The organism is Patescibacteria group bacterium, from assembly GCA_041674405.1.
Lineage (GTDB): Bacteria > Patescibacteriota > UBA1384 > XYA2-FULL-43-10 > XYA2-FULL-43-10 > JBAYVT01.
Genome location: JBAYVT010000005.1, coordinates 113,222 through 125,800, shown reverse-complemented (window position 1 = coordinate 125,800; position 12,579 = coordinate 113,222). Strand labels below are relative to the sequence as shown.

The 12,579-nt window shown below is 38.3% G+C and carries 9 protein-coding genes; 8 read left to right on the top strand and 1 reads right to left on the bottom strand.

What is annotated here, in order from left to right:
• Positions 1-34: 34 nt before the first annotated feature.
• The 8 genes from murD (at position 35) to radA (ending at position 9,650) form a co-directional block, all read left to right on the top strand.
• Positions 35-1,513, top strand: a complete 1,479-nt coding sequence (gene murD / locus WC080_04270; protein ID MFA7244472.1) for a UDP-N-acetylmuramoyl-L-alanine--D-glutamate ligase — start codon at positions 35-37, stop codon at positions 1,511-1,513.
• The gene (gene ftsW / locus WC080_04265) at positions 1,510-2,613 is read left to right on the top strand and encodes a putative lipid II flippase FtsW (protein MFA7244471.1); all 1,104 of its coding nucleotides are present in this window, start codon (positions 1,510-1,512) and stop codon (positions 2,611-2,613) included. Before murD ends, ftsW begins: the two co-directional genes overlap by 4 nt.
• Before the next feature lie 2 nt (positions 2,614-2,615).
• Positions 2,616-3,695, top strand: coding sequence for a UDP-N-acetylglucosamine--N-acetylmuramyl-(pentapeptide) pyrophosphoryl-undecaprenol N-acetylglucosamine transferase (locus WC080_04260; GenBank protein MFA7244470.1), 1,080 nt, complete (start codon positions 2,616-2,618; stop codon positions 3,693-3,695).
• 1 nt (position 3,696) lies between these two features.
• The gene (locus WC080_04255) at positions 3,697-4,941 is read left to right on the top strand and encodes a Mur ligase family protein (GenBank protein ID MFA7244469.1); all 1,245 of its coding nucleotides are present in this window, start codon (positions 3,697-3,699) and stop codon (positions 4,939-4,941) included.
• A complete protein-coding gene (gene murB, locus WC080_04250; GenBank protein MFA7244468.1) occupies positions 4,941-5,882 on the top strand; it encodes a UDP-N-acetylmuramate dehydrogenase in 942 nt (313 codons plus the stop codon). Before WC080_04255 ends, murB begins: the two co-directional genes overlap by 1 nt.
• Before the next feature lie 110 nt (positions 5,883-5,992).
• Entirely contained in the window at positions 5,993-6,682 is a 690-nt protein-coding gene (locus WC080_04245) for an FtsQ-type POTRA domain-containing protein (GenBank protein MFA7244467.1), read from the top strand.
• Between the two features lie 36 nt (positions 6,683-6,718).
• Entirely contained in the window at positions 6,719-8,389 is a 1,671-nt protein-coding gene (recJ, locus tag WC080_04240; GenBank protein ID MFA7244466.1) for a single-stranded-DNA-specific exonuclease RecJ, read from the top strand.
• Positions 8,373-9,650: a DNA repair protein RadA gene (gene radA, locus WC080_04235; GenBank protein ID MFA7244465.1), complete on the top strand. Its 1,278-nt coding sequence runs from the start codon at positions 8,373-8,375 to the stop codon at positions 9,648-9,650. Before recJ ends, radA begins: the two co-directional genes overlap by 17 nt.
• A gap of 76 nt (positions 9,651-9,726) precedes the next feature.
• On the opposite strand, the gene WC080_04230 is transcribed toward radA, so the two are convergent.
• A complete protein-coding gene (locus WC080_04230; protein ID MFA7244464.1) occupies positions 9,727-12,507 on the bottom strand; it encodes a transglycosylase domain-containing protein in 2,781 nt (926 codons plus the stop codon).
• Positions 12,508-12,579 lie beyond the last annotated feature (72 nt).

Sequence of the window (12,579 nt, the reverse complement as noted above, 5' to 3'; positions counted from 1 at the left end):
TAAATATAAAGTGAATTTGAGATAAAATAGAACTATGAAAAACTTCCGTTTTAAAGACAAAAAGGTGGCAGTGTTGGGTTTGGGCATTGAGGGCGTCGCCCTGTCAGCTTTTCTTGTCAATAAGTGTGAAAGTGTAACCCTGCTTGACCAGAAGGAAGAAGATGATCTTCGGAAGAATCAGGACCTTCCTGGAATTTCTGAAATTCTTGACAATCCAACTTTTTCGAAAATTTTTGGTAAAGAATATTTATTTAATTTAAAACGCTTTGATGTCATATTCCGCTCTCCCGGGATTCCATATTTGAGCCCAGAAATTCAAGAAGCCAAAGCAAATGGCGTCGAGATATCCAGTCAGATTAAACTTTTCTTTGAATTGTGCCCGGCAAGTATAATTGGAGTAACTGGGACAAAGGGAAAGGGGACCACTGCTTCCTTGATATACGATATATTAAAGAAGAAAACCCCGAAGGAGTCCCTTTGGGATCAAAAATCCGGAAACATAAATAAAGTTTTTTTTGCCGGAAATATTGGGCATCCGGCAATTTCATTAATTGATGAAATTTCCGAAGTAGATACAGCAATTTTAGAGCTTTCAAGTTTCCAGCTTCAAGACTTAAATTTAAGTCCACATATAGCTGTAATCACAAATATTTCTATCGACCATCTGGATTATCACAAAGATGAAAATGAATATCACGAAGCAAAAGAGTCTATAGTAAAATTTCAAAACAAAAATGACTTTGCTGTTATTAATCAGGATTATTTAACTTCGTTTGAGTTTGCAAGCTTAACTTCTGGAAAAACGTACTATTTTTCAGGTGAAAATTCGGTGGATGAGGGCGCATTTATTAGAAAACTGCAAAATCCAAATGCCAAACTACGAACAAAAGAAGATCAAAATGATGTGTATGAGGTTGTATTACGAATCGATGACAAAGAAGAGATTATTTGCGGATCTGATGAAATAAAATTAGTCGGTCGGCACAATTTAGAAAATGTGGCTGCTGCCTCTATTACATCTATGCTTGCCGGCGCTAGCATTGACGAAATAAGAGATGGTGTAAAAAATTTTGATCCTTTGCCCCACAGACTCGAATTTGTTCGGGAAATCAATGGTGTAAAAATATACAATGACTCTTTTGCTACTAATCCGGATCCAACAATGGCTGCCATAAATTCTTTTTCTTCAGAAAAAATTTTGATTTTAGGCGGCAGCAGCAAGGGAGCAAATTTTGATGAACTTGCGGAAAAAATTGTTCATGGCAACGTTGCCGGGGTTGTACTTATTGGAGACGAAGCTAAAAAAATCAAAAATAGCCTTGAAAAATATAATTTTCCTGGTGAAATTGTTTGCGCGAATCATGATTTTAAAAAAGCAATTTTTGAATCTTTGAGAATCGCAAAACCGGGTAGCATAATCATTTTTTCACCAGCATGCGCATCATTTGATATGTTCAAAAACTATAAAGATCGAGGGAATAAATTTAAAGAAATGATAGCTCAAGCCAAATGAAAAGCAGAGTAAATTTCAGAAAAAAAAGATCTGATTATGTGTTATCAATCGTGATTTTTGCCTTGGTTTTATTTGGGCTTATCATGATTTATTCTGTTTCCAAATATTATTCTCTCCAGGTCACAAATGGCATTACTGACAAATATTGGCTTTCAAGGCAAGTGCTGTTTGTTATACTCGGCCTTATTACCTGGACAATTTTTCAGGCGATTGATTACCGGGTATGGGAAAAATATAGCAAATATATGTTGTATGTTACCATTGGGCTTCTGTTATTACCGATTTTTGTAGGATTTTCAGAAGGAAATACTGCGCAGCGTTGGATAGGTTTGGGTACAGCTTCTTTCCAGCCGGCTGAAATGGCAAAAATAACATTAATAATTTATTTGGCAAGCTGGTTTTCCAAAAAGAAGGATTCTGAAATTGATTCTTTGACTATTCCATTTTTTATTGTGATGATTGTAATTTCTTTAATCATGTTGGTCCAGAAGGATCTTGGAACTCTTACGGTTATGTTGGGAATTGCCGCTGCAATGTTTTTTATGTCTGGTGTTTCGTTGCAAAATATTGCATTTGGCGGTGGAATAGGAGCCTTGTTGGTCTATCTGGCAATTAAGCTTGAGCCATATCGGCTAGAACGACTGACTGCATTTATCAATCCTAACTCTGATGCTTCTGGTGCTGGGTACCACATTCGAAACGCCCTAATTGCTGTTGGATCTGGGGGATTGTTTGGCTTGGGATTTGGGCAAAGCCGGCAGAAATATTTATATTTACCCGAGGCCCATACCGATTCTATTTTTGCAATCATTTCCGAGGAGTTGGGTTTTTTTCGCAGTGCCTTATTTGTTTTGATTTTTGGTTTTGTTGCACTTCGCGGATATAAAATAGCTAAAAATGCTCCAGATAAATTTTCGTCTTTAATGGCGATCGGAATTACCACATGGTTTTTCTGGCAGGCATTCATCAATATCGGTGCCATGCTTTCGATTCTTCCGCTTACTGGAATTCCTCTTCCGTTTATCAGTTATGGAGGCTCGTCCTTATTGTTTTTAATGGCGGCAACAGGTATACTGGTTAACATCTCTAAAGAGGCTTAAGCATGCGAAAAAAACGAATAATTTTAATATCTTCAAGTACTGGAGGCCATGCCTTGCCAGTTTTGGAAATATATGATGAGTTGAGAGAGAATGGCGCGGAACCAATAATTTTTCATTCTGGTTCAAAAATCGAATTGGAACTTTTTAAAAACACTAAAAGTATTAAAATCTTATCGGGAAAATTGCACCGACGTTTCTCGCTAATTAACTTTTGGGAAGGGCTGAAGCTTATCGTCGGTTTTATTCAATCTTTTATTTTGCTCGTTTATTTCAGGCCAAGAAGTATATTTTCCAAGGGTGGATTCTGTGCCTTACCAGTGTTGTCAAACGCAAATTTGCTTCGAATTCCCTTTTCTTTACATGAATCAGATTCAATTATTGGCCTAACCAATAAACTGTTTTTAAACAGGGCCTCAAAAGTTTTTTTAAGTTTTCCACTCTCGATATATTCTGAAAAACTTCCCCCTAATGCGATTTATTCCGGTTTAATAGTTCGCAAGTCTATTTCGAACACGAAACGCAAGACTTCCTACAATGCTAAACCGCAAATTTTTATTACTGGTGGAAGCCAGGGTGCAGTGAGCATGAATAACTTAATTTTTGAAATTTTGCCGAGTCTTCTTAAGAAGTATGATATTGTTCATCAGGTCGGGAGACATAGCTACGAAAAAGCAGTCAAAATTAATGAAACATTGGAAAACCGGGATGGTGAGTATTATTTTTTTGATTTCTCGATGCAAAAGGGAGAGAAAGCAATGATTTCTTCTGATCTTATAATTTGCCGAGCAGGAGCGAATACGATTGGTGAATTGGCTGCTCTATCTAAGGCAGCGATTTTGATTCCATATCGCTATGCATCGGCTGACCATCAGCTTAAAAATGCGAAATTTTTTGAAAGGGCAAATGCAGCTATTCTTCTGCGCGAAGAGAATTTAAATGGCAAAACCTTGATGGATAGAATAGAATATTTATTGTCAGATAACAAAAATTTACAAACGCTTGGCCAAAATTGTAGCAAAGCAATAAAACACGATGGGCTTTGTGAAATTTCTCAATTCCTATTAAAAGATATGAAGGACTAATATGCATTATCATCTGATCGGGTCAATGGGCGTATCAATGCGTGGAATACAAAAAATTTTGGAACATGAAGGGCATGTTGTGACCGGATCTGATTTAAAGCTCAAGGGGCATGATGCTAAAAATATATCTTCGGATATCGATGTGATTGTTAGAACTTCTGCCGTAAGCCCAGGATCTCCAGGATGGGTTGAGGTTTTAGAGGGGGAGAAATTGGGAATTAAGATAGTAAAGCGCTCCGAAATCTTGGCGGATATTACGAAGAAGAAATATTTAATAACAATTTCCGGGATGCATGGAAAGACAACTGTGACTTCGTTGATTGGCCTGATTATGATTGAAGCTGGCTTTGATCCGACAGTTTTGGTAGGGGAAGAAGTGAGGGAGTTTGGGGATGTGGTTCGGATAGGTAAATCAAAATATTTTGTGATGGAGGCTTGTGAATATGACAGAAGTTTTTTGGATTTTAAACCAGATATTGCAGTGATCACGAATATTGATAAAGAGCACCTGGACACATATCCGGGAGGGGTACCTGAAATTTTGGACGCTTTTGGCGAATTTATCAAAAATATTAAAAGCGGTGGGATTTTGGTGTATTGCGCAGAAGATCAAAACCTATCTCAACTTGTAAATAAGTACGAAAATGCCAAGAAAGTCCCGTACAAAATTTCTGGCAATGAATTCGAAATTGGCCTTCTGGGAGAACATAATAAATTAAATTCTGAGGCCGCTATTTCTGTGGGGAAAGAACTCGGCATCAAATTGGATATTGCAAGAAGCGTGTTAAAAAAATTCAAAGGAGCGCATCGCAGGCTAGAGTACAAAGGAAGCATAAACGGCGCCCAGGTTTATGACGATTATGGCCATCATCCCACAGAAATTCGGGCAACTATCAAGGCTCTTTCTGATCAGTTTCCTGATAAAAAATTAGTTGTAGTTTTTTGGCCGCATCAGTATAAAAGAATTTTGCCGCTTTTATCAGAATTTGCCGATGCTTTTAAACTCGCAGATGATGTTATATTAAAACCAATTTATTTTGTGCCTGGTCGGGACGAGGAGCTCGATGTTTCTTCTGAAAAGATTGTAGAAATTATCAACACAAAGGGTAAAAAGGCCAAAGTGTTTGATAACGATGATGAAATTTGTGATTATTTGATAAATAATACCGATTCTTCAAGTATAATTTTGACTATTGGAATTCCACCGATTTATAAGGTGGCAGAAAAAATTGTCAAGGAGAAATAATGGATACTTTGGAGCAAGAACTCAGGGTAGTTCTGGGAGATGAGTTAAAAACCAATGTTTTGCTTCGGGAACATACGAGCATTGGAGTGGGGGGAATCGCTGATCTTTTTTATGTTGCAAAAAATATTGAAGACTTGGTTGCTGCAACAAATGCTGCATACAAATTAAAAATTCCCTTTATTGTTCTTGGGGGCGGCTATAATGTGGTTTTTTCTGATTACGGTTTTTCTGGTTTGATAATAAAGAATGAAAGTTCCAATGTTGTAGTGAACAAAGAAACGGGTGAAATTATTGCTGATTCTGGCCTGGTGTTGGGAAAAATATTAAATTTGGCTGCTTCGTATGATCTTGGAGGATTAGAATTTCTCGCAGGGGTCCCTGGGACTTTGGGTGGTGCGGTTTATAACAATGCAGGCTCCAAAAGCCTTGGAATTGGCGACTATGTAAAAAGTGTTACTGTTCTTGAAGAGCGGATGGGCAAGCTTGCCGTCGTTCGCCACAGCCACGAATGGATGGATTTTAAATATCGAGGAAGTAAACTAAAAAATGGAAACAAAAATAAAGAATTTAAGCCGGTAATATTAACTGTAAAAATTCAGTTAGCCCAGAAAAGGAAAGATGAGATCCTTCGTACTATAATCGAGAATTTAGAACAAAAAAAATTGACGCAACCATTATCCGATAAAAGCGCCGGCAGTTTTTTCAAAAATCCCGGCCGAGTCAGAGAACAATCTGCGGGTTACCTTCTAGAAAATTCGGGTGCAAAAAAATTGAGAGTTGGTGGGGCCTCGGTCTCATCTAAGCATGCAAACTTTGTAATAAACAGAAAAAACGCATCTGCAAAGGATGTCCGTATTTTAGCTGACGAGATGAGAGAAGCGGTAAAGAGAAATTTTCATATTACGCTTGAGGAAGAAGTTGAGTATCTGGGCAAATGGTAAGAAGGAGGCTGATAAAAAGAGAACGTACTCAAAATTTTCGGCAACCGAAAATTTATTTAGAAAGAAAAGAGCGGAAAAGAACTGAACTTCGAATATCTTCATTTTTATCGATGGGGAATATTTTAATTGTGGCAGCACTGATTGTATTTTTGTGGTGGCTATTTTTATCCAGTAGTTTCGTGGTTCGAGATATTATTATTGAAGGGAATAATCTTGTTACCACTGAAAAAATATCCTCGATTGTTCCAAAGGATAAAAATATTTTTATAGTAAACACGGGCAATATAGAAAAGAAAATAAAACAAAATATTCCAGAAATAAATGACGTACAGATATACAAAGGTTTTCCAGATGCCCTAAAGATAGTAGTCGTGGAATTCGATCAGGCGATTGTCTGGAAAACGGGCGATAAATTTTATTTACTTGATTCTCAAGGAAGGGCTTACAAGGATGTCACTGCGGACATATCAAGTTTTTCCAACCTTCCGATTATTGAGGATGCACAAAAGTTACCAGTTGATCTGCAAAAACAAATTGTTAGCCCAAGCTTTGTTGCCTTTTCTTTAAATATTTACAAAAATATTGCCGAAATGGCTAATTTGCATCCGGATCGTTTTGTAATCTCAGAGACAACCTTTGATCTTAATTTGTACACCAAAGAAGGGGCAATGATCAAGTTCGATTCAACGAGATCCAGTAATAAACAACTAAACGATTTAAAGGCTGTGATGATTCAGGGGGCTGGAAATATAAACGAATATGTTGACCTTAGAGTGGATGGTTGGGCATACTACAAATGAACCCAAAGAAGATAAAGTGGAAAGTTTAAAAACCACATGAAATGGAAAATTGCTAAAAAAAAGTATGACGATATCATGCTTCAAATTTTATTTAATAGGGGAATTCTTGGCGAACGATATGATTCGAAATCTGTTGAAAGATTTTTGAATCCAGATTTTGAAAAAGATTTTCATAACCCAGAATTATTGCCAAGTTATAAAAAGATTGAAAATAAAATTCGTGAAGCGATAGAACATGACATGAAAATCGGAATATTTGCCGACTATGATGCTGATGGAATTCCGGGCTCGGCATTGCTGCACAAAATGCTAGAAGTACTAAATATCCGATCAGAAATTTATATTCCCAACAGGGAATCAGGCTACGGCCTAAGCACTGAAGGGATCGATTATTTATTACAAAGAGATTGCAGCATAATCATTACCGTTGACCTTGGTATTAGAAATGTTGAAGAAGCTAATTATGCAAAATTAAAAGACATTTGCCTGATTATTACCGACCATCACGAGCCAGGTGATAATTTGCCTGATGTGTATGCAATTATGAATCCGAAAATTAAAGGTTCAAAATATCCATTTCGTGAGCTTTCTGGAGCAGGGGTAATTTTTAAACTAATACAGGGCTTGTCTAAAAAATACCCCCAAAAAATCAGTGAGTCTTTTGTTAAATGGAATATGGATCTTGTGGCAATATCGACAATTTCTGATGTTGTTCCTCTTGTAGATGAGAATCGAATTATTGCAAGATTTGGTTTGATGGTACTTAAAAAAACAAAAAATGTTGGGCTTTTGGAACTATATAAAGTAGCAAATATCGATAAAGAGAAAATCAATTCATATTCCATTGGTTTTCAGATTGGTCCAAGAATTAACGCCCCTGGCCGCCTTGATCATGCAACAAAGTCTTTTATGCTTCTTGTGACTAAAGATAAAAAAGAAGCGGCAGAGTTGGCCTTTTCTTTGAATCAGACAAACGAAAAGCGCCAAGAAGAAATGGCGGCACTTGAAAAAAAAGTAGCTGAAAGGATTGAAAAAGAAAATTTACTTAAAAATAATACATTGGTCGTTCTTGGGGATTGGCATAAGGGTGTGCTTGGTCCCTCGGCTAGCCATCTAGTTGAGAAATTTTCGCGTCCAGCCATTATTTTTTCTGATCGCTCCGATCCATATGTTGGTAGCGCAAGAAGTGTTTCGGGTGTGAATCTGATAGTGCTATTAGAAAAATGTAGTAGTAAAATTGAAAGATTTGGTGGACATAAGGGGGCAGCGGGCCTAGCTGTTAAAAAATCGAAGTTCCAGAAATTTTATGAGGAATTCATACAACTGTGTAATAATTTAGATAAAAAACTTTTTGAAAAAGTTGCAAAAGTTGATACTCTGATAAATTTCGCATCACTTTCGTTATCGTTAACTTCAAGATTAAAACAATTGGAGCCATTTGGTATGGGGAATCCGAGGCCTGTTTTTGAGCTTAATAATGTAAAAATATCCGATATCCGCTGTGTGGGAAAAAATAATACCCATCAATCGTTTCGAATTGTTTCTGGTGAAAAGAAAATCAAGTCCATATTTTTTAATTGTAATCAGAAATTTAGTGAAAACAAACGTTATGATATGATATTTACACTTGATGAAGATTTTTGGAATGGTAAAAATTATGTTTCAGCTAATATTATTGATATGAGGGAAAATGGCCAAAAAGAATAAAACGATATTTATATGCTCCTCCTGTGGCAATGAATTTTCGGCCTGGTCGGGAAAATGTGATGCTTGCGGTGAATGGAATAGCCTAAAGGAAATGAGTTTTACTGATTCACATCAAAATATTGCACCTGACTCAATTGAAAAATCCAATTTATCTGATATAAAAGTTGGTAATTTTGGTAGGGAAAAAACCGGAATTTCTGAATTTGATAGAGTACTAGGCGGAGGAATTGTAAGGGGTTCCATAATTCTTCTGGGCGGGGAACCGGGAATCGGAAAATCAACCTTGATTTTGGAGGTTGCCGATAAAATTAAAAATTGCCTTTATCTTTCAGCTGAGGAATCTCTGGAGCAAATAAAACTCCGGGCCGATAGGTTGGGCCTAAAATCAAAGAACATCACTTTATATTCCGGAGGAGACCTTAACGCCTTTGAGCGAGAAGTTAAAAAAAACAAGCCGGAGCTTATTATAGTTGACTCAATACAAACGGTATTTTTGAATGATTTACCCTCGACCCCTGGCAGCTTAGTCCAGGTCAGAGAGTGTGGAATATTTCTCCAGAGGTTGGCTAAAACAACAAAAATTCCGGTAATTTTGATCGGCCATGTCACCAAAGAAGGGTCAATCGCCGGGCCAAGGATCCTTGAACACTTGGTTGATGTCGTTCTTTATCTTGAGGGCGAACGATTTCATGATGCCAGAATTTTGCGCGGAATTAAAAACAGATTTGGCGCAACGAATGAGGCGGGAATATTCTCGATGTCTGAGAGTGGAATGATTCCGATCGAAAATCCATCCGAGTTGTTTTTAGCCGAACGTCCAGACAAATCACCTGGTAGTGTTGTGGCTGTAACGCTTGAAGGAACAAGACCGATTCTTGTAGAAATTCAAGCTTTAACTATTACAACAAATTTTGGTTACCCAAAAAGGACCTCATCCGGTTTTGACCTAAATCGTTTAAATCTTCTTGCTGCGGTTATATCAAAGTCAACAAAAATCAATCTCTCCAATCAGGATATTTACATCAATGTTATTGGCGGCTTGAAATTACGAGAGCCGGCAGTTGATCTTGCGATCTGTGCCGCAATAATTTCTTCATACTTAAATAAGCCAATACCGAAAGATTTATGTTTCTTCGGTGAAGTTGGCCTTATGGGCGAAATCCGGCCTGTGCCAAAGGCGGTGGATAGAAAAAAGGAAGCGGAAAAATTGGGATATAAATTTTTGCCTAAACTTGTAAAAATTAACGATTTGTTAAGCTAGAATAAGTTCTAAACAAAAGACAAAAGCGGCTTTTTGCCGCTTTTGTCAGATTAAACACAAATTTAATTTGAGTTCTTTAAGTTTGAAAATTTTTAATGTCTGATGTGGCTGATCCCGATTTCACTTGAAAATAATATTTTTTTCCTGGAGATAATCCATTAATTTTAACCGAATGTGAAGTTTTGTTATTAGGATCAAGTGAGGATGACGACCCCAATGCATTCGTAAGTCCGTATAGTACCTGAGAACTTGATTCTTTGTTGGTAGTCCAGGTTATAGTGACACTGGTTCCGGAAACCTGGGCATCAATTGCGGAAATTGTTGGCGGAGATTTTGAGCTTATGATTGAAATCGTATCTTTCGAAGTAGTGCCTGTTACATCCGTGGCAATGGCAGAAATGGTGTGATTTCCTTCAGATAGGTTGTCGAAATCAAAATTCACTGCGTATGGGGTAGAATCGTCACTGCCAATAGATATGTCATCGATATAAAAAGTTACGTCTTTTATGTTAAAGGTCCCGTTTACTGAAGCTGATATTGAACTGCTGCCCGAAACGCTATCACCATTACCCGGGGTATTGATCGTCACTTGTAATGATGCGTCGCCAGGATTGCATTTTTCTGTCGGTGGAAAATTGGCGTAGCCATGGGCCTCTGCCCAAGATCGAACTGGCCCTTCCCAATTTGGATTGTCAGGACGCTCTGAATGTACTGCGCGATATGACCTGTATTCGGTAAGGGCTTCATTTACATCATCACCAGCCAAGAGTCCGTTTGATTTGCAGACTTTAACGCTAACGCTGGTCGCGTCTTTTTCTGTGGGAACTTGCCATGATGCAAAAATGTCAGTAATGGTCTCGGTTGTTTGATCGGTCGGTAATTTCATTGAAAAACGATCAACAGTAACAGTTTGAATTCCTTCTGGCTTATCAAATGGCTCATCGGCTGTAACCACCTTGTCCATGTATGTATGAAAAATCGGGGCAGCGACCACAACACCATCTGCTCCGCTGCTCATCTTTGTATTATTGTTGTTACCCACCCAAACAGCAGTGGCAATGGATTTTGAAAAACCAACCGTCCATGCATCTTTGAAATCTGAAGTGGTGCCGGTTTTGGCACCGATTGTTTTTCCGGAGAATGCCAATGGAGAGCGTGTGCCGAACACTAGTGATCGCGCCTGATTATCGGAAAGTATATTGCTCATCTCATAAGCAATTTGTGGGTCAAGCGCCTGGTTTCCTTTGTCTTTTTCCTGTTTATATTCATATAGTAACTTTCCATGTGAATCGGTTACTTTTAATATACTTTTTACGTCATGATGTATGCCATTTGTAGCAAATGTTGCGAATGCTCCCGCCATCTCGACCGGCCGGATCTCCGCAGTTCCGAGGGCGAATGATAAACCATATTTATCTCGATCATTTAAGGAAGTAACCCCCATGCTTTTTGCTGTTTCAATCACATTATCAATGCCTGCGAGAGAAAGCGTTTTGACTGCTGGAATGTTAAGTGAATTATCAAGAGCTTGGCGAAGGGTCACTGGCCCGCGCGTGGATCCGTCATAATCATGGGGAACATATCCTCCGCCAAAATCTGTCGTTAAATCAAATAGCGTTCGAGCAGGAGAAAACTCTTTCGATTTAAGAGCTGTCGCGTAGACATAGGGCTTAAAGGATGATCCTGGCTGGCGTAGTGAATCAGTAACATTAACATTACCGTCAATTGAAGTATCATAATAATCCTTTGATCCTACCATTGTGAGAATTTGTCCGGTTTTGGTGTCCACAGAGACCAAAGCGCCGTTTGATCCTCCATATTTTTCAACTTTTGGCATGCCAGCTGTTATTGCGTCCTCGGCGATTTTTTGCTTGTCATAATCAAGGGTGGTGGTAATGCTTAATCCTTCATTTTGAATAGCCTGTTCACCATATTCATCAACAGCTTCTTGCAAAACATACATTGCAAAGTGAGGTGCGATCAAATTGTCTTTTCGCGGTTTGATTATCGTTCCAACGGTGGTCGTGTCTTGGGCTTTGGCGGCATCCGCTTGCTCCTTGGTGATTACCTTAGTATCAACCATTCGGTCGAGAACATAATTTTTGCGATTGATTAGAGAATTAGTATGCGTGCCATAAGGGGAATAATAAGTTGGTGCTTGGGGAATTGCGGCGATAGTGGCTGCCTGTGACAAGTCCAGATCTTTGGCCGGAATTCCATAGTACATTGCCGACGCAGCTTCGGCGCCTGCGGTTGAATTGCCATAGGGAATTTCATTTAAATACATTGTCAAAATTTCATCTTTGTTGTACATAAATTCAAGTTCGATCGACAGGATTAGTTCTTTTACTTTTCTTGAAAAAGATCGATCAGATGTTAGGAGTGCATTTTTGACATATTGTTGGGTAATGGTTGATCCTCCGCGCATTACCACTGTTTTTCCAGAAACCTTTTGCCACACTGCGGACATGATACCGCGGATCGAAAATCCGTGATTTGAATAAAAATCCGAATCCTCGACTGCGACAGTTGCTTTTTTCAAGTTATCGGAAAATTGATCACTTTTTACAATTGTTCGTTTTTCATTACCGGTTTCGTACAGCAAGGTGTTGCCGGTTCGATCGTACAATTTTGTGGATTGAGACATGGTTTGGCTTGCAATCTTCGATGGGGTGGGAAGATCTTTAGCATACCAAACAAAGAGAATGATAATAAAAACAACAAATGCGCCCAATGCGTAAAGTGCGTATTTCCCTAATGTTTTCCACGTAAACTTTTTTTTGCGATGTGGGGTTAAGAGTTTTTTGATATTGAGCGGATTTCTCAGTTTTCCAAAAAGATCATGCTTTTTTGACATTTAAACCTTTCTTCGATTACCCTTCTTCTCGAAGTTCTATGCTTTACATTATAGAATCAGATTGATATTCTG